Here is a 17,779-nt window from a genome sequence, read left to right as displayed (position 1 = left end):
ACTCCTGTTCATTCTTTGCATCTGACAATAGAAAGGGGCGATGGACGCGGCAAGAGGTGAATTGTCGCGCAAGACGAAATTGGAAGGAAAACGACGGCAAATGCATGAACTTATCCGCGCCAACGACCCCGTTCTGCTCTCCTTTGCCGAAAGCTTGATGAAGGATGCGGGCATTCACTGCTTCATCGCCGATCAGGGCATGAGCGTGCTGGAAGGTTCGCTCGGTATGCTGCCGCGCCGCCTGCTGGTGGATGAGGAGATGGCCGATCAGGCGCGCCGCATCCTGATCGACGCCGGTCTCGGCGGCGAACTGCGCGACAGGACGTGAGCAGGCGATGACCGGGGAGCCTGCCGAAACCATCGATGCCTTCCATCGCGGCGCCTTTCATCTGCTGCAGCCGAAGGGCAGGGGCCATCGCGCCGGCATGGATGCGATGCTGCTTGCCGCCCTCGTCGCCGACGATCGCCCGGTCAGGGTCGCCGATCTCGGCGCCGGCGCCGGTGCGGCCGGCCTTGCCGTCGCCGCGCGGCTTGCCAAGGCGCAAGTGGTGCTGTTCGAGCGCTCTGCCGAAATGGCCGATTATGCCCGCCGCAGCATCCTCCTGCCCGAAAACGCCCATCTTGCGGGCCGCGCCAGTGTCGTCGAGGCCGATGTGACGCTGACCGCCAAGGCGCGCAACGATGCCGGCCTCATCGACGAAAGTTTCCACCACGTCATCATGAACCCGCCCTTCAACGATGCCGGCGACCGGCGCACGCCCGACGCGCTGAAGGCCGAAGCCCATGCGATGACCGACGGCCTGTTCGAAAGCTGGCTGCGCACGGCCGGCGCCATCATGATCCCGGGTGGGCAATTATCGCTGATCGCCAGGCCGCAATCGATCGCCGAGATCATTACCGCCTGCGGCCGGCGCTTCGGCGGCATCGAAATTACCGCCATCCATCCGCGCCCCGGCGAAAACGCCGTCCGCATCCTGGTGACGGGTATCAAGGGGTCGCGGGCGCGGCTGTCGCTGCGCGCGCCTTTGGTCATGCACGAAGAGGGGAGCCACAAGTTCTCCCCTCTCGTCGATGATTTCAACAATGGCCGGGCGGCCTATGTGAGGCTTTAGGGTCTCCCGCAATTCCGGACGGAAAACCGCTTCACTTTTCCTGGAATTGCTTCAGCCGGTGACGAAGTCGAAGAGCAGCTTGACGTTCAGCCCGGCAATGACGACCGCGATCAGATAGGCGAGGCCGCTCAGCCAGCGCGGCGCTACGAGCTCGCCCATCTTGGCCTTGCTGGCGGTGAACATAACGAGCGGGAAGACGGCAAAGGAAAGCTGCAGGCTGAGCACCACCTGGGTAAGGATCAAGAGCTCGGCCGTGCCCTTGTCGCCATACCAGATGGTGACGACCGCCGCCGGCACGATGGCGATGGCGCGGGTGATCAGCCGGCGCATCCACGGCTTCAGCCGGATCTTCAGGAAGCCTTCCATGACGATCTGGCCGGCAAGGGTCGCCGTGACCGTCGAGTTCAGACCGCAGCACAGCAGCGCGATGCCGAACAGCGTCGGCGCGATGGCGAGGCCGAGAAGCGGCGACAGCAGCGAATAGGCATCGCCGAGTTCGACGACGTCGGTCTTGCCGTGCGCATTGAAGGCGGCAGCCGCCAGGATCAGGATCGAGGCGTTGATCAGCAGCGCGAAACACAGCGCCACCGTCGAGTCGATCGTCGCAAAGGTCAGCGCCTCCTTCTTCTCGGGAATCGTGTGGCCATAAGCCCGCGTCTGGACGATGCCGGAATGAAGGTAGAGATTGTGGGGCATGACGGTCGCGCCGAGAATGCCGAGCGCCAGATAGAGCATCTCCGGATTGGTGACGATCTCGGTGGTCGGGAAGAAACCGGTGACGACGGCGCCCCATTGCGGGTCGGCAAGCAGGATCTGCACGCCGAAGCAGACAGCGATGACGCCGAGCAGGGCGATGATGAAGGCTTCCACCCAGCGGAAACCGAGCTTCTGCAGGAAGAGGATGACGAAAACGTCGAGCGCGGTGATCAGTACGCCGAGTTCCAGCGGGATGCCCATCAAGAGGTTAAGGCCGATTGCCGTGCCGATCACCTCGGCGATGTCGGTGGCGATGATGGCGATCTCGGCAAAGGCCCAGAGCGGCACCGAAACCCATTTCGGAAAGGCGTCACGGCAGGCCTGCGCCAGATCGCGGCCCGACGCGATCGCCAGCCGCGCGCAGAGCGATTGCAGCACGATCGCCATCAGGTTGGAAAGCAGCGCGACGGTGAGCAGCGCATAGCCGAATTTCGAGCCCCCGGCGAGTGAGGTCGCCCAGTTGCCGGGATCCATGTAGCCGACGGCGACCATGTAGCCCGGCCCGGCGAAGGCCGCCGCCCGCCGCCACCTTGAGCTGTGACGCCCGGTTCCGACGGTGCGGTAGACATCCGATAGCGACGCCTCGCCGCGTTCGTGCCGCCAGCCGCGGTTTGCATTCGGATTTAGGGCGTCCATGCGATTTCCACCTATTATTCGTAAGGGGCACTATGACGAATTAGAATGATAATGCAAGTCATTCGCAACAGGAAAATCAATCCGCTGTTTTCAGGCCCGATGTTTTCGAGAACGCGGCCATTGCGTTTGTCGTTCCAGCGCATACATGGATGCCGATCGTCATTGACGCGATCGTGCCACCCGAAGCGAAGGATGAGAGATGGCCGGATTCTGGAGAAAGCTGCTGCCGAAACGGTTCCGCAAGGACGGCATCACCATCCCGGTCGTCAGATTGCAGGGGGCGATTGTCAGCGGCGGCGGCCCGTTCCGCCCGGCTCTCAATCTCGCCAATGTCGCTCCGGTTCTGGAAAAGGCCTTCGCCATGAAGGACGCGCCGGCGGTCGCCATATCAATCAATTCGCCGGGCGGCTCGCCCGTCCAGTCCCGCCTGATCTTCACCCGCATTCGTGAGCTCGCCCGCGAGAAGCAGAAGAAGGTGCTTGTTTTCGTAGAGGATGTCGCCGCTTCCGGCGGCTATATGATTGCGCTCGCCGGCGACGAAATCATCGCCGACGCCACCTCGATCGTCGGCTCGATCGGCGTCGTCTCCGGCGGTTTCGGCTTTCCCGAACTGTTGAAGAAGATCGGCGTCGAGCGCCGCGTCTATACGGCGGGTGAAAACAAGGTGATCCTCGATCCTTTCCAGCCGGAAAAGGAAAAGGACATCGAATATCTGAAGAGCCTGCAGCTCGAAATCCACCAGGTCTTCATCTCGATGGTGCGCGAGCGCCGCGCCGGCAAGCTGAGGGATGATGCGGCGGTCTTCTCCGGCCTGTTCTGGAGCGGCACCCGCGGCCTCGAACTCGGCCTCATCGATGGCCTCGGCGACATGCGCCAGGAATTGAAGCGGCGCTACGGCCAGAAAACCAAACTGGAGCTCGTCACCGCCGGCCGCGGTCTGTTCGGCCGCCGTGTTCCCGGCGTGTCGCCGGTTTCGCTCGAAAGTGCCGCATCCGGCCTCGCGACGGGGCTTGTCGAAGCGGCGGAAGAAAGAGCATTGTGGAGCCGCTTCGGGCTTTGAGGGAGTGAGAGAGGGAAATGGCGCAGCTTATCACCATCCTGGTCCTGGTCTTCTCGGCCTGGTGGCTCTACCGCCGCTTTGTCTCCGATGCCCGCAAGCTCGCCGAAAAGTCGCGCCGCGCCGAAAAGGAGCGCCAGACCGGCGCGATCGGCACGCTGGTCAAGGACCCGGTGACGGGGGAATATCGGCTGAAGCAGGATGAGGAATAAGAGGCGTGGTGGCTGCATCAGCCCATCCAGCTGCTGCTCCGTAGGGGGTGCCTCGTCCACCCCATCACAAGGCTTGGGTGAGATGCAGCTAAATTCCGCTTCCATATTGACGTTCGACACCCCGCCGCAAAACCCTTGACCCCTGCCGCCCTCCATGGCACCTGTCGCGCCGACAGTCCCCACGCAATCGGTACCACCCATGTCAGCCATCCCAGACCATATGAACCCGAAGCGCTCCTTCCAGGCGCTGATCCTGACCCTGCATAGCTACTGGGCGGACAAGGGTTGCGCGGTGCTGCAGCCCTACGACATGGAAGTCGGCGCCGGCACCTTCCATCCGGCTACCACGCTGCGCGCCCTCGGCCCCAAGCCGTGGAAGGCCGCTTACGTCCAGCCCTCCCGCCGTCCGTCGGATGGCCGTTATGGCGAGAACCCGAACCGCCTGCAGCATTATTACCAATACCAGGTCATCCTGAAGCCGAACCCGCCCAATCTGCAGGAGCTTTATCTCGGCTCGCTGGCGGCGATCGGTCTCGATCCGCTGCTGCACGATATCCGTTTCGTCGAAGACGATTGGGAAAGCCCGACGCTCGGCGCCTGGGGCCTCGGCTGGGAATGCTGGTGCGACGGCATGGAAGTCTCGCAGTTCACCTATTTCCAGCAGGTCTGCGGAATCGAATGCGCGCCGGTCGCGGGCGAACTGACTTATGGTCTCGAGCGCCTCGCCATGTATGTCCAGGGCGTCGACAATGTCTACGACCTGAATTTCAACGGCCGCGAGGGTGACGAAAAGATCAGCTATGGCGACGTCTTCCTGCAGGCCGAACAGGAATATTCGCGCCACAATTTCGAATTCGCCAATACCGAGATGCTGCATCGCCACTTCGTCGATGCCGAGAAGGAGTGCCGGGCGCTGCTCGATGCCGGCGCTCCCGCCCAAAGCGACAACCAGCGCCTGCACAAATGCGTCTTCCCGGCCTATGACCAGTGCATCAAGGCCAGCCACGTCTTCAACCTGCTCGACGCCCGCGGTGTCATCTCGGTCACCGAGCGCCAGAGCTATATCCTGCGCGTGCGCACCCTCGCCAAGGCCTGCGGCGAAGCCTTCCTGCTGACCGATGCCGGCGGCATCAACCTGGGCAAAGCGGCGGCGTAATAGCGCCTTAAAAATTTTCTTCAGCTTCTGAAACTATGCTTCTTTTGCGTGGGCTGTCGGAACACTATCTTATCGGTGTTTCGATCAGGTATAGCTTCGGTCTGTCTTTTGAAAAGCGGCATTCTTTACTTTGAAATCACATCAGAAAATTGCGCAGCCAGCGTGCCGCGTCTGTTTTCATGGCTGATATCATGCGCGGTCCTTGTCATGCTGACTTCGTGCAGCGACTTTGACAGGGAGTTCACCGTCCAGTCGGCGAAAACCACGATCGACGTGTCCGCCGACGGCACCGCCCTGGTGTCGGAAAGCTTCGATATCTTAGTCAAGAAGGGGGAAAACTACGGCGGTGTTTACGTTGATATCCCCCAACGTTTCACGGATGTGGCCGGTTCTCACTGGCGCGATTTCGACTTGATTACCGCCCGGTGGAACGGGCGTGACGAACATTATTTCAAAGAAAACAATGTGCCGGGCTACGCGATCTATATCGGCAAATGGCATTGCAGGAACTGCCCTGCGGACCTGCCCGCCGGCCCCGGCAAGGTAGAGATCGCCTACCGATTGGGCCGCCTGGTTCGTCATGAGGGGGATCGCCAGATCCTTTCCCTACCGGCCTATATGGGGCACATTCATGATCAGGGAGCGAAAAAAGCGGTAACCCTTACGATCCCATCGGGCGGAATGCTGCGTCTTTCGCATCGCGACCCGCCGGCTTATGAGATCACGCAGAGCGCACCAAACGAGATTCTGGTTTCTATTGCGGCTGGAAAAGGGGATCGGGTGTTGCCGGACATCGAGATCGAATATCCTGAAGGAACTTTTCTGGGCGGGACGAGCGACAAGCTGGTGCGTTGGTGGCTCTCTGACCACTTTCTCGCATTCATAAGCATTTTGGGGCCGCTGATCGCAGGTGGGTTTGCTGTGTCGAGATTGGCGTCCGGCCGGCGATTGCCTGCAGCTTCGAAAGCTATCGACACCGAGATGCTCGGGAGCATATCACCGGCGCTCGCCGCCTATCTGTTCCGAAACTGGAAGGCGGACGCGGCAAAGGCAGCCTTTATGGCGTCGGTCGCCCATCTCGCGGTAAAACGAAAGTTTCGCATTTCCGGACTTGGCGAAGATGCCGAGGCTTCGGACTTGTCTGCCAAACAAGCGCGGGGGAAGCGTAAGATTACGGGAGCTAGATGGTATAGCCTTCCCGCTGCAACGCGCTTCGTCTTTGAGCGGATCGAAAAGGAACAGCCTGTCGTTGATCGGCGCAGGATTTTATATGCCTCGTATGGTGTTGAAGGCGAATTGCACAAGACAGTTCTTGCGGAATATCAGAAGATCAGGGGCAAGGATCGGTGGATTTCGCGTGCTGTTTTGTCCATTTTGGTTATCGGCGTTGCCGTCGCTTATTTTGCGGGCCTCTTGATCTTCTCAGCGGCTATATGTGGATTGCTGCTGGTTTCTTTGGCTGCTGTGGGGGTGTTGAGGGAGCCGGAGAGAATATCAAGCCCCATGGACTTCCGACAAGTATTGGGGATGTGTCTCGGTCTTCCCGGCCTGATGATTATTTCGGTTTGCTACATTGTCACCACAGAGGTGCTCAGCGAGCAACTGCCATATCTGGTAGCAATCTTGCTAGATATTGCCGGCATCCTCGTCGTCGCGGCAATGTTGCGTGTGCCGACCCCCAAGCAGCGCCAGATCCGCGATAGCGTGCTGAGTTTGGATCGTTATCTCCGCGGCGGGACCGATGGCCCGGCGATGTCGGTAGAATGTTACGAGCACTATCTCCCTTTCGCCGTTGCACTTGATGCCGAGCACTACTGGACCGAACGTTTCAATTTCTGGCAGGAGAGCGAGAAGATGGATGCCTATGCCCCTGATTGGCGGATAAATTCCTAGATTGGGCGGCAGTATCAAAGTCTCATCGAAATCCGCCGAAGAATGACCGCGCCAAGATGACTTTGTTATGCCGAATCACTAACGTGCGATCATCAAATCGGGGAGCTCATCTGCATGTACGTGATACTGGCTATTATCGTTGTCATCGCACTCTACGTCGTCTTCATCTACAACGGCCTGGTTCGCTCCCGCCAGATGGCGGAGGAAGCCTGGTCGGGCATCGACGTGCAGCTGAAGCGTCGCGCCGATCTGATCCCGAACCTGATCGAGACGGTCAAGGGTTATGCCGCCCATGAAAAGACCACGCTCGAAGAGGTAGTTGCGCTACGCAACAAGGCGCAGGCCGTGCCATCGGGCGATGTTGCCGGCAGGGCGCAGGCGGAAGGTCTGCTCGGCCAGGCGCTCGGCCGGGTCATCGCGCTCGCCGAGGCCTATCCCGATCTCAAGGCCAATCAGAACTTCGCCGAACTTCAGGCTTCGCTGGAAACCATGGAAGGCGAGCTGCAGATGGCGCGGCGCTACTATAATGGTGCGGCCCGCGACCTGAACGTCAAGGTCGAAAGCTTCCCCTCCAATCTCGTTGCCGGCCAGTTCGGTTTTGCCAAGCGGGAATATTTCGAAATCACCAACGAGGCCGATCGCGCCGTCCCCAGCGTCAAATTCTGACGATCCGGCATTTTGCCTTTGCGAGAAAGCGGTTAAGAGCAAGGGCAGATTGCGGCCGTTAAGGCTCCCCAGAACAGGATGATTTTAGGCCGGGTCGGCCTAAAATCTGAATCCTGTTCTAAATTAAAGAGTTAGAGCATGATGTCGTCCGAAAACCGCGCACACTTTTCGGCATCATGCTCTAGGGACGGAAGAAACAGCATGACACGCACAGCCAAACTCACGATCATCCCGCCGGGCAAGCCACTTTCGGGCCGCGCCATGCCGCCGGGGTCCAAGTCGATCACCAATCGCGCCCTGTTGCTCGCCGGCCTTGCCAAGGGCACGAGCCGGCTCACCGGCGCACTGAAGAGCGACGATACGCGTTATATGGCCGATGCGCTGCGTGCGATGGGTGTTGCGATCGACGAGCCCGACGACACCACCTTCGTCGTCACCGGCAGCGGCAAGCTTCTGCCGCCGAAAGCGCCGCTCTTCCTCGGCAATGCCGGTACGGCGACGCGCTTCCTGACGGCCGCGGTTGCTTCTGTCGAAGGCACGGTCGTGGTCGATGGTGACGAGCATATGCGCAAGCGGCCGATCGGTCCGCTGGTCGCAGCACTCAAGTCGCTCGGACTAGATGCCGAGGCGCCGACCGGCTGCCCACCGGTGACCGTGCGCGGCACCGGACATTTCCCTTCGGGCCGCGTCGAGATCGATGCCGGGCTGTCAAGCCAGTATGTTTCGGCGCTTCTGATGGCAGCACCGCTTGCCAAGCAGGGCGCCAACGCGCCCGTCACGGTTGCGCTCACCGGCACCGATATCGGCGCGCGCGGTTATGTCGATCTCACACTTGCCGCCATGGAAGCCTTCGGCGCCAAGGTGGAGCAGCTCGATGCCGCGACCTGGCGTGTCGAGCCGCGCGGCTACACCGCAACTGATTTCGTCGTCGAGCCGGATGCATCCGCCGCAACTTATCTCTGGGCGGCCGAAGTGCTGAGCGGTGGCCAGATCGATCTCGGCGTGCCGAACGATGCCTTCACTCAGCCGGATGCCAAGGCTTACGAGACGATCGCCAAGTTCCCGCATCTCCCGGCGGAAATCGATGGCTCGCAGATGCAGGACGCCGTTCCGACAATCGCCGTGCTTGCCGCTTTCAACGAGACGCCGGTCCGCTTCGTCGGGATCGCCAATCTGCGCGTCAAGGAATGCGACCGCATCCGGGCGCTATCCACGGGGCTCAACAATATCCGCGAAGGTCTGGCTGTCGAGGAGGGCGACGATCTGATCGTATATTCCGATCCCGCTCTCGCCGGTCAAACGCTGCCGGCCGAGATCGATACCTTTGCCGATCATCGCATCGCCATGAGCTTCGCGCTCGCCGGGTTGAAGATCGACGGCATCACCATTCTCGATCCCGATTGCGTCGGCAAAACCTACCCCGCCTATTGGCGGACGCTCGCCGCCCTCGGCGTGACATATCAGGACAATGATTGACGGAAACGCGGCCGAGGCTGCCGGCGGAGAGACTGGGATGGGGCGTCGGGTTTTCGGGTTTTGTTTTGCACTGCTCTTGATGCTCGCCGCGCCGGCCGCCTTTGCCGCCGAGGTCATCGACAGTTTCGCCTCCGACATCGCGCTCGAAAAGAGCGGCGCGATGTCGGTAGCGGAAACGATCACCGTCAATGCCGAGGGCAACCGGATCAATCACGGCATCTTCCGTGATTTCCCGCTCTATTTCACCGATGCCGAAGGCCGTCGCCGCAGCGTCGATTTCGATATGGTCTCGGTTACCCGCGACGGCGCGGACGAGCCCTGGCACACGGAATCGATTGCGGGCGGCATCCGCATCTATGCCGGTTCCGCCGATGTGACGGTGGCGCCCGGCCGTCATCGCTACGTCTTCACCTACAAGACCAACCGCCAGATCCGCTATTTCGACGATCATGACGAACTCTACTGGAACGTCACCGGCAATGGCTGGATCTTCCCGATCCGTTCGGCGACGGCGACGGTGACGCTGCCGCCGGGTGTCAGCGCGACGGAGACGGTCTTCTTTACCGGCCCGCAGGGCGCGACGGGAAAGAACGCCAGCGTCAGCGAGACCGGCACCGGCCTCACCTTTTCCACCACCGCGCCGCTTAATGCCAACGAAGGGCTGACCTTTGCGATCCGCATGCCGAAGGGGGCGATCGATCCGCCGAGCGCGGACATGGAGAGCACTTGGTGGCTGAAGGACAACCGCAATTATTTTATCGGCTTCGGCGGCTTGATCCTGGTTTTTGCCTATTATCTCAGATCATGGCTAAAGGTCGGCCGCGATCCCGCCCGCGGCGTCGTCGTGCCGCGGTGGGATGCGCCCGACGGCATCTCGCCGGCGCTGGTCAACTATATCGACAATAAGGGCTTTTCCGGCGGCGGCTGGACGGCGCTCTCCGCCACGGCGCTCAATCTTGCCGTCCGCGGCTACGTTAAGCTCGAAGACCTGAAGAATTCGATTGTCATCCGCGGCACCGGCAAGCCGCTCGGCAAGGAAAAATTCCAGGCCGGCGAGTCCGAACTGTTGAAGGTTGCCGGCGGTGAAGGCAGAACGCTGACGATCGACAAGGCCAATGGCGAGCGGGTGAAAACCGTCGGCCAGTCCTTCCGCTCGGCGATCGAGAAGGAGCATCGCGGCAAATACTATAATTCCAACCTGGGTTATACGGCGGGCGGCATCGCGCTCAGCGCCGCCGCCCTGGTGGCGCTTTTCGTCTTCGGCTCGCTGCAGCCGGACACGATCGCGCTGATGCTGGTCCCGACGGCGATCTCGGTCTTTGTTGCCGTCTTCGTCGCCGGTTTCGTCCGGTCGCTGCATCGCGGCAGCTCGCTGTTCGGCAAGATCATCGCCATTATCGCGACGGCTATCGGCGTTTTCGTCGGCATCAGCATCCTTGCGGTCGTCGTCTTGGCGCTTGCTTCGTCGCTGGTGGAACTGCACGAAACGCCGATGCTCTTTGCCGTCGGTGGTATCGTGCTCCTCAATATCCTCTATGTCTTCATCATGGGCGCACCGACGCCGCTCGGCGCCAAGATGATGGACGGCATAGACGGCTTGCGCCAATATCTGACGCTGGCCGAGAAAGACCGCATGAACACGGCTGGCGCCCCCCAAATGTCGCCGCAGCACTTCGAGACGCTTCTGCCCTATGCGGTGGCGCTCGGCGTTGAAAAACCCTGGTCGCGCACCTTCGAAACCTGGCTTGCGGCGGCTGCCGCCGGTGCGGCTGCGGCCTATGCGCCCGGCTGGTATTCCGGCAATTTCAACAGCGGCAGTTTCTCCGACCGTATCGGCGGCTTTTCCTCATCGATGGCCTCGACCATCGCCTCGACCATACCGGCGCCGCCGCCGTCGAGCTCATCCTCCGGTTTTTCCGGCGGCGGCTCGTCCGGTGGTGGCGGCGGCGGCGGGGGAGGCGGAGGCTGGTAAGCTTTCGCGCTTGACCTTTCGGCCCTTGGCCCTTAACCGCCAGAGGCAAAAGGAAAGGGTGGCGCATGAAGGTTCTGTTGATCGGATCGGGCGGACGCGAGCATGCGCTCGCCTGGAAGCTGGCGCAATCGCCGTTGCTGAGCGAATTCTTTGCTGCGCCCGGCAATCCCGGCATTGGCGAACACGCCGCCCTTGTGCCCGTTGATATTGAGGATCATGAAGCGGTCGCCGCTTTTTGTCGGGAGAAGGCGATCGATTTCATCGTCGTCGGCCCGGAGGCGCCGCTCGTCGCCGGTCTCGCCGATCGGCTGCGCGCCGATGGCCTTGTGGTTTTCGGCCCCTCGGCTGCTGCTGCCCAGCTCGAAGGCTCCAAGGGCTTCACCAAGGATATCTGCGCCCGCTACGGCATTCCGACAGGCGCCTACCAGCGCTTCAACAATGCGCCGAAGGCCAAGGCCTATATCCGCGCTGAGGGCGCACCGATCGTCGTCAAGGCCGACGGCCTTGCCGCCGGCAAGGGCGTGACGGTGGCGATGACGCTGGATGAAGCGCTTGATGCCGTTGACGACTGCTTCGAGGGCGCCTTTGGCGCTGCCGGCGCCGAGGTCGTCGTCGAAGCCTATCTCGATGGCGAGGAGGCGAGCTTCTTCTGCCTATGCGATGGAAAACATGTGCTGCCGCTCGCCACTGCCCAGGATCACAAGCGGGTGGGCGAGGGCGATACCGGCGTCAACACCGGCGGCATGGGCGCCTATTCGCCGGCGCCGGTGATGACCGCCGACATGGTCGAGCGGACCATGAAGGAGATCATCGAGCCGACGATGCGCGGCATGGCCGAGAGTGGTCATCCCTTCTCCGGCGTGTTTTTCGCCGGGCTGATGATCACCAAGAAGGGGCCGGAGCTGATCGAATACAATGTCCGCTTCGGCGATCCCGAATGCCAGGTGATGATGATGCGGTTGAAGAGTGACCTGCTGCCGCTGCTGCTTGCCACCGCCAACGGCACGCTCGATCAGGTTAGCGCCGAATGGAGCGACGATCCGGCCTTGACCGTTGTCATGGCCTCGAAGGGTTATCCCGGCGCCTATGAGAAGAACACGCCGATCCTCTCGCTGCCTGAGGCAGGCGAGGGCGAGAAGGTGTTTCATGCCGGCACGGGCCTGAAGGACGGCGCGCTGGTTTCGACCGGCGGCCGCGTGCTGAACGTCACCGCGTCGGGCGGCACGGTCGCCGCGGCCAAGGATCGCGCCTACGCGCTGCTCGACCGGGTGAAGTGGGAAAACGGCTTCTGCCGGCGCGACATCGGCTGGCGGGCAATCGAGCGCGAAGCCGGCTCGGACACAGTATAAACCGACGCGTTCTTTAAATTTTTACCCTTTCCCCTGACGGGATGGAAACAAAGCTGCGTTATACCGCTCTAACGGTAAGACGGAGGTGCGTTGATGCGTCAGATTTTCCTCGGTGCGGCAATCCTGCTGATGGCAGGTTCGGCAATGGCCTCCTCGATCGAGGTGGTCGGCAAGACCGCGGCGCCCGCTGAAGGCAGCATCGTCACCGAATCCTGCGCCGCTTGCCCGCCGCTCCAGGCCGAACTCGTCAAGAAGGACTATACGGTGCCGGAGCTGAAGCCCGGTGTCCTGCAGGCGAGCGAAGTCCGCGATGTCGGCGGCGAAAAGAAGATCTATCGCACCGAAGGCTGGATGGGCGGTTCGCCCGTCGTCTTCGTCAGCAAGGCGACCCCGGAAGCCCTGGTTGCGGCCGCGCCGTCAACCCCGCCTGCCGATGGCATCGACATGAATGCGACGACCGCAGCCGTCATCGGCGGCGATGCCAAACCTGTTGTGGCCGGCATGGCCGAGCGGCCGGCGAGCCTCGACACCTCCGAATTCAAGCTGCGTTTCTAAGCCAATTCCGGCAACGGCTGGATAAAGTTCCCTGCCCCGCCTGATCAAGGTTTCGATCGTTTGGGGTTCCACCTCAGGTGGACCGAATGCACCCTCGATGAGCAGCGGGGGTGCATTCCTGTTTTGAGGCGCCGGGCGAATGTCGGGACGAATGATCCTCGACCGCAGGATGAAGAGCCGGTGCTTTGTAAATTGCCCCTGGATTTTTAGGGAAATCGGCGTCGCGTCCAATAAAGTTAAAGTTTTATTATAAGCTTGGCGACAATTGTAACGAACCGGTCGCAGCATGTTGTTATTAGCAGCGGTTAGACGCGTCGCCTTCTTTTCCGGCGCGCTCGCACAGGCGGTAGAAGACCGCACCGGAATGCAGCCATTCATTCCCGTTGCGAGGCAACATGAAAAATTTGAAAATTTCGAAGCAACTCGTCTTGCTGGTCATTGGCCTGATGGTGGCCTTTGCCGTCGCCACGTCCCTGCAAATCCGCTCCTCGGTCGATGCGATCTACAAGGAGCGTTATGACATGCTCCGCGCCGAGGTTCAGTCGGCGGTTTCCGTGCTCAAGCTTTACCAGGCCAAGGTGACGGCGGGCGAGATGACGCTCGAGGATGCCCAGAAGCAGGCCTATGCCACCGTCAACGGAATGAAATATGATCCGGACGGCTATTTCTTCGGCTATAGCTACGACGTCCAGATGATGTTCCACTATGACGCCGCGAAAGTCGGACAGAACCTCAAGGGTCAGGCCGACAGCAAGGGCAAGCTCTATCGGGAAGAGCTGGTCAAGCTCGGGCAGCAGGGCGGCGGTCTCGTCGAATTTTATTCCACCAGCAAACCGGGACAGCCGGCCGGCGATTACCGCAAGACGGCCTACGGCCAGGCCTTCGAGCCATGGAAGGTCGTCGTCGTCACCGGCGTCTATATGGACGATCTCGATGCGCAGATAAACAGCACGATCCTGACCGCGCTGTCCGGCAGCATCATTCTGTTCTTCCTGGCCATGGCGGCCGCCTACGTCGTCATCCGCGGCATATCTGGGCCTCTCAACAGCGTCCATGCCGCCCTGAAGGCCGTCGCCGAAGAGGATGTCTCCATCGCCATCCCGCACACGACGATGAACAATGAAGTCGGCATGATGGCCAAGGCGACGCAGGCGCTGCAGGAAAAGATCCGGGAACGCCATGCGATGGCGGATCGCGAAGCGGCCCAGCAGTTGGCGCTGGAAAACGAGCGTGAAAACAATCAGCGCCAGCAGCAGGACGAGACGGCCCTCCAGGCCCGTGTGGTGGCGACGATCGGCCAGGCCCTGGAGATGATCGCCCGCGGCGATCTCACCGTGCGCTGCGCCGATCTTGGCCAGAAATACGCCGCCCTGCGCGACAACTTCAACGATGCACTGTCGCATCTCGAAGCCGCCATGGCCAAGGTCAGCGCCAAGGGCAGCGATATTGGCACCAGCAAGGAAGAGATCCGCCGCGCCTCAAACGAACTGTCGCAGCGCACCGAGCGCCAGGCCGCGAGCCTGGAAGAGACGTCGGCTGCTCTCGACGAACTCACTGTCGCCGTCCGTCAGACGGCCGATGGCGCCCATGAGGCGAGCCAGCGCGTCCACTCGGTCAGCACCGAGGCCACCCACAGCGATGCGATCGTCACTCAGGCGATCGAGGCGATGAGCGGCATCGAGAAGTCGTCCTCGGAAATCACGAAGATCATCGGCGTCATCGACGAGATCGCCTTCCAGACCAACCTGCTGGCGCTGAATGCCGGCGTCGAGGCGGCCCGCGCCGGCGAATCCGGCAAAGGTTTTGCCGTCGTCGCCCAGGAAGTGCGCGAGCTCGCCCAGCGCTCCGCCGCAGCAGCCAAGGAGATCAAGGACCAGATCGCCCGCTCCTCCAGCCAGGTCGATCACGGCGTCCGCCTGGTCGGCGAGGCAGGCGAGGCGCTGAAGCGCATCTCCGACCAGATCAAGGCTGCCAACGAGATCGTCGCCAAGATCGCCCACAGCGCCTCCGAACAGGACACGACGCTGCGCTCGATCTCCTCATCGATGAACCAGCTCGACGCCGCCACCCAGCAGAACGCCGCCATGGCCGAGGAGACGACGGCATCGGCCGAAACGCTCGCCAGCGACACCGACGAACTGCTCGACCTCATCCGCGGCTTCCGCGTCGGCGGTGCCGGGGCTGCGCCGGCCATACATCAGGGTCGCCGCGCCGCTTAAATGGCGGTAGGACAATCAGGGTTTTATCACCAAGTTAGCGGCCGTCGGTTCTCCGGCGGCCGTAGTGCTTTGGACGCCAGTCCTGTGTTGGTGTTCGAACCGACAAGCCGGCGAATGCCTGACATATTCAAGCGAAGAGCTTGCGGCATGGATACTCGGGTCAAGCCCGAGTATGACGGAGGGTGGGGAATACGGTTGGCAAGAGGCGAGACGTCTGGAGCAATTCCTAGCAGTTGCGACTGGGAACTACGCAAACAACGAATTCCAACGAAACCATCACGACTTCGCTATTTAACGCACCGGCTTCCCCACTCTCCGTCGTCCTCGGGCTTGACCCGAGGACCCATGGCCGCAAGCGCTGCGTTGGCGTTAAAGCACCCAGCCTACGCCGAACGTTACCCCGAAATCTTCGAGAAATCTGCCACCGTTCCCGTCGCTTCGCGGATCAGCCGCAGCAAGGCGAGGCGGTTGGCGCGGATGGCGGCGTCCTCGTCGTTGACGAGCACGTCCTCGAAGAAGCGGTCGACCGGGCCTCGGAGTTTGGAAAGCGCTGCCATGGCCGAGCGGAAATCTTCTCCGGCGACGGCATCGGCCGCATCCTTCGATGCAGCTGAAATCGCCGCAAACAGCTCCTTCTCGGCATCGAGCTTCAGAAGGGCGGGCGAAACGGCGTCGGCGATGACGGTGCCCTTCTTTTCCTCGGCGGCGAGCAACTGCGTCGCGCGCTTGGTGCCGGCAAGCAGGTTCTTGCCGTCCTCGGAGGTAATGAAGGCCGTCAGTGCCTCGACGCGGCGCGCCACCATCAACAGATCGTCGGCATCGGCCGTCAGCACCGCGTCGATGAGATCGTGGCGAGCGCCCTGGTCGCGCAGATAGACCTTGAGGCGGTCGTGGAAGAAGGCGAGCAGGTCGAAGAAAGTCTCGGCCGGGTCGCCTGCGAATGCAAATACCGCATCGCCCGTCTTGGCGAGCAGCGACGTCTGGCTCATGATCTTCAGCAGCGGCAGCCTGACATTGCGCTCCAGCAGGATCCTGACGACGCCGAGTGCGGCCCGCCGCAGCGCGAAGGGATCCTTCGAACCCGTCGGCTTTTCGCCGATCGCCCAGAAGCCGATCAGCGTGTCCAGTTTGTCGGCGAGCGCGACGGTGATCGCGACCTTGTCGGCGGGAACGCGGTCCGACGGACCCTGCGGCTTGTAGTGGTCCTCGATCGCTGCGGCAACCGAAGCATTCTCGCCCTGCAGCACCGCATATTTGCGGCCCATCAAGCCCTGCAGTTCCGGAAATTCGCCGACCGCTTCGGTGCGCAGATCGGCCTTTGCCAGCACGGCGGCACGATCGGTGAGAGCCGCATCGGCGCCGGTGACCCTGGCCAATTCCTCCGCCAGCGCCCGGATGCGGGCGACGCGCGCGCCCTGTGTGCCGAGCTTGGCATGGAAGGTGACGTCAAGCGCATCGAGCTTGGCCATGCGCTGGTCCAGCGGCTGCTTCAGGTCGAGGCCGAACTTTGCTGCCGAAGCCGTCAGCGTCTCCAGATCCGGCAGGTCGCCTTGGTCGCGCTTCCAGAAATGCAGTGCATCCGAAAGCCGGGCCCGCACTACCTTGCCGTTGCCGTGGACGATTTCCTTGCCGCCGTCGTGCGCCTGGATATTGGAGATCAGGATGAACTTATTCGAAAGCGTCTCTTCACCCTGTTTGCGGGTCACGAAGCACTTCTGGTTGGTCTTGATCGTCAGGCGGATGATCTCGGAGGGAATCGACAGATAATCCTCCTCGAAGCTGCCCATCAGTACCTGCGGCCATTCGACGAGGCCGGAGACTTCCTCCAGCAGGCCTTCGTCTTCCACCAGCTCGAGCCCGTTGGCAAAAGCGATGTCGCGGGCGTCGTGCAGGATGATGTCCTTGCGCCGCTCGGCGTCGAGGATGACCTTGGCCTTTTCCAGGTTCGCCGTATAATCGTCGAAGCGCCGCACCGTGATCGCCTCGGGCGCGTGGAAACGATGGCCGTAGGTGATGTTGGAAGCGGTGATGCCGTCGATCTCGAAGGGGATGACGATAGTTTCTTCATGCTCCGGGCCGAAGGTGCAGACGATCGACTGCAGCGGCCGCACCCAGCGCAGTGCGCCGGGCCTGGAAGATGCCTTGCCCCAGCGCATGGATTTCGGCCAGGGAAAATCGCGGATGATACCGGGCATCACCTCGGCGACGATCTCTTCTGCCGCGCGGCCGGGCCTGGAGATGACCGCGACGTAGAAATCGCCCTTTTTCGGATCGCTCACCACCTGCGCCTCGGAAACCGAGGCAAGGCCGGCGCCGCGCAGAAAACCTTCGATCGCCTTCTCGTTGGCGTCGGTGCGCGGCCCCTTGCGCTCCTCGCGCACATCGGCCGAGCGCGCCGTCAGGCCGTGAATGTCGAGCGCCAGCCGGCGCGGCGTCCAATATTCGCGCGCGCCCTCATAGGACAGACCCGCTTCGACAAGCGCATCGGTGACGAGCTTCTTCAGGTCGCCGGCGGCCTTGCGCTGCATGCGGGCCGGAATCTCTTCGGAGCGGAGTTCGAGAAGAAGGTTTGGCATGTCAATCTTTTCCTTGCGCCCGCGGGCAGGGCGATCCAAAAACGTTGCTTCTGCTATCAAAGAATGCCGCATCTGCACAACCGCAAAAACGGCGGAGAGCGATGGGGTGGGGCGACACACGGATGACCCCCAATCCCTTAACTT

14 protein-coding genes are annotated in these 17,779 nt (G+C 61.8%); 12 read left to right on the top strand and 2 right to left on the bottom strand.

All coding sequences use genetic code 11. The features are described from left to right. Positions 1-100 precede the first annotated feature (100 nt). Together FFM81_RS16610 and FFM81_RS16605 are read left to right on the top strand one after the other, a co-directional pair. Positions 101-328 (top strand): putative signal transducing protein, encoded by a 228-nt coding sequence (locus tag FFM81_RS16610; RefSeq protein WP_003569978.1) that lies wholly within the window; start codon positions 101-103, stop codon positions 326-328. Between the two features lie 7 nt (positions 329-335). Continuing rightward, positions 336-1,112: a tRNA1(Val) (adenine(37)-N6)-methyltransferase gene (locus FFM81_RS16605; protein WP_003569977.1), complete on the top strand. Its 777-nt coding sequence runs from the start codon at positions 336-338 to the stop codon at positions 1,110-1,112. A gap of 51 nt (positions 1,113-1,163) precedes the next feature. Here the strand turns inward: FFM81_RS16605 and FFM81_RS16600 are convergent, their stop codons facing one another. Further along, entirely contained in the window at positions 1,164-2,504 is a 1,341-nt protein-coding gene (locus tag FFM81_RS16600; RefSeq protein WP_003569975.1) for an Nramp family divalent metal transporter, read from the bottom strand. 199 nt (positions 2,505-2,703) lie between these two features. Between FFM81_RS16600 and FFM81_RS16595 the strand changes: the two genes are divergently transcribed. The 10 genes from FFM81_RS16595 (at position 2,704) to FFM81_RS16545 (ending at position 15,059) form a co-directional block, all read left to right on the top strand. After that, positions 2,704-3,564 (top strand): S49 family peptidase, encoded by an 861-nt coding sequence (locus FFM81_RS16595; protein WP_003569972.1) that lies wholly within the window; start codon positions 2,704-2,706, stop codon positions 3,562-3,564. A gap of 17 nt (positions 3,565-3,581) precedes the next feature. Beyond that, entirely contained in the window at positions 3,582-3,773 is a 192-nt protein-coding gene (locus FFM81_RS16590; RefSeq protein WP_003569970.1) for a hypothetical protein, read from the top strand. 199 nt (positions 3,774-3,972) lie between these two features. Further along, on the top strand, positions 3,973-4,929 hold the full coding sequence (locus tag FFM81_RS16580) for a glycine--tRNA ligase subunit alpha (protein ID WP_138385086.1): 957 nt from the start codon (positions 3,973-3,975) through the stop codon (positions 4,927-4,929). 162 nt (positions 4,930-5,091) lie between these two features. Beyond that, positions 5,092-6,822 carry a DUF2207 family protein gene (locus tag FFM81_RS16575; RefSeq protein WP_138385196.1) on the top strand — a complete coding sequence of 577 codons (1,731 nt, stop codon included), beginning with the start codon at positions 5,092-5,094 and terminating at the stop codon, positions 6,820-6,822. Between the two features lie 114 nt (positions 6,823-6,936). Then, positions 6,937-7,488, top strand: a complete 552-nt coding sequence (locus tag FFM81_RS16570) for a LemA family protein (RefSeq protein WP_003569966.1) — start codon at positions 6,937-6,939, stop codon at positions 7,486-7,488. 201 nt (positions 7,489-7,689) lie between these two features. Then, on the top strand, positions 7,690-8,964 hold the full coding sequence (locus tag FFM81_RS16565; protein ID WP_138385087.1) for a 3-phosphoshikimate 1-carboxyvinyltransferase: 1,275 nt from the start codon (positions 7,690-7,692) through the stop codon (positions 8,962-8,964). Between the two features lie 37 nt (positions 8,965-9,001). After that, positions 9,002-10,936: a DUF2207 domain-containing protein gene (locus FFM81_RS16560; RefSeq protein ID WP_138385088.1), complete on the top strand. Its 1,935-nt coding sequence runs from the start codon at positions 9,002-9,004 to the stop codon at positions 10,934-10,936. Between the two features lie 65 nt (positions 10,937-11,001). Beyond that, on the top strand, positions 11,002-12,285 hold the full coding sequence (gene purD / locus FFM81_RS16555; RefSeq protein ID WP_138385089.1) for a phosphoribosylamine--glycine ligase: 1,284 nt from the start codon (positions 11,002-11,004) through the stop codon (positions 12,283-12,285). Positions 12,286-12,378: 93 nt separating this feature from the next. Beyond that, a complete protein-coding gene (locus FFM81_RS16550; RefSeq protein ID WP_138385090.1) occupies positions 12,379-12,840 on the top strand; it encodes a plant virulence effector HPE1-like domain-containing protein in 462 nt (153 codons plus the stop codon). Positions 12,841-13,235: 395 nt separating this feature from the next. Continuing rightward, complete coding sequence (locus FFM81_RS16545; RefSeq protein WP_138385091.1) at positions 13,236-15,059, top strand: methyl-accepting chemotaxis protein; 1,824 nt, start codon at positions 13,236-13,238, stop codon at positions 15,057-15,059. Positions 15,060-15,454: 395 nt separating this feature from the next. On the opposite strand, the gene glyS is transcribed toward FFM81_RS16545, so the two are convergent. Next, positions 15,455-17,635 carry a glycine--tRNA ligase subunit beta gene (glyS, locus tag FFM81_RS16540; RefSeq protein WP_138385092.1) on the bottom strand — a complete coding sequence of 727 codons (2,181 nt, stop codon included), beginning with the start codon at positions 17,633-17,635 and terminating at the stop codon, positions 15,455-15,457. Positions 17,636-17,779 lie beyond the last annotated feature (144 nt).

The sequence above is a fragment of the Rhizobium hidalgonense genome (assembly GCF_005862185.2).
Classification (GTDB): Bacteria; Pseudomonadota; Alphaproteobacteria; order Rhizobiales; family Rhizobiaceae; genus Rhizobium; species Rhizobium hidalgonense.
This window is presented reverse-complemented; position numbering and strand designations above follow the sequence as displayed.

Excerpts from the sequence above, each read along its gene's own strand:
- FFM81_RS16590 (WP_003569970.1), top strand. The coding sequence starts at position 3,582 with ATGGCGCAGCTTATCACCATCCTGGTCCTGGTCTTCTCGGCCTGGTGG.
- FFM81_RS16610 (WP_003569978.1), top strand. The coding sequence starts at position 101 with ATGCATGAACTTATCCGCGCCAACGACCCCGTTCTGCTCTCCTTTGCC.
- FFM81_RS16595 (WP_003569972.1), top strand. The coding sequence starts at position 2,704 with ATGGCCGGATTCTGGAGAAAGCTGCTGCCGAAACGGTTCCGCAAGGAC.
- FFM81_RS16605 (WP_003569977.1), top strand. The coding sequence starts at position 336 with ATGACCGGGGAGCCTGCCGAAACCATCGATGCCTTCCATCGCGGCGCC.
- glyS (WP_138385092.1), bottom strand. The coding sequence starts at position 17,635 with ATGCCAAACCTTCTTCTCGAACTCCGCTCCGAAGAGATTCCGGCCCGC.
- purD (WP_138385089.1), top strand. The coding sequence starts at position 11,002 with ATGAAGGTTCTGTTGATCGGATCGGGCGGACGCGAGCATGCGCTCGCC.
- FFM81_RS16560 (WP_138385088.1), top strand. The coding sequence starts at position 9,002 with ATGGGGCGTCGGGTTTTCGGGTTTTGTTTTGCACTGCTCTTGATGCTC.
- FFM81_RS16545 (WP_138385091.1), top strand. The coding sequence starts at position 13,236 with ATGAAAAATTTGAAAATTTCGAAGCAACTCGTCTTGCTGGTCATTGGC.
- FFM81_RS16550 (WP_138385090.1), top strand. The coding sequence starts at position 12,379 with ATGCGTCAGATTTTCCTCGGTGCGGCAATCCTGCTGATGGCAGGTTCG.
- FFM81_RS16600 (WP_003569975.1), bottom strand. The coding sequence starts at position 2,504 with ATGGACGCCCTAAATCCGAATGCAAACCGCGGCTGGCGGCACGAACGC.
- FFM81_RS16565 (WP_138385087.1), top strand. The coding sequence starts at position 7,690 with ATGACACGCACAGCCAAACTCACGATCATCCCGCCGGGCAAGCCACTT.
- FFM81_RS16570 (WP_003569966.1), top strand. The coding sequence starts at position 6,937 with ATGTACGTGATACTGGCTATTATCGTTGTCATCGCACTCTACGTCGTC.
- FFM81_RS16580 (WP_138385086.1), top strand. The coding sequence starts at position 3,973 with ATGTCAGCCATCCCAGACCATATGAACCCGAAGCGCTCCTTCCAGGCG.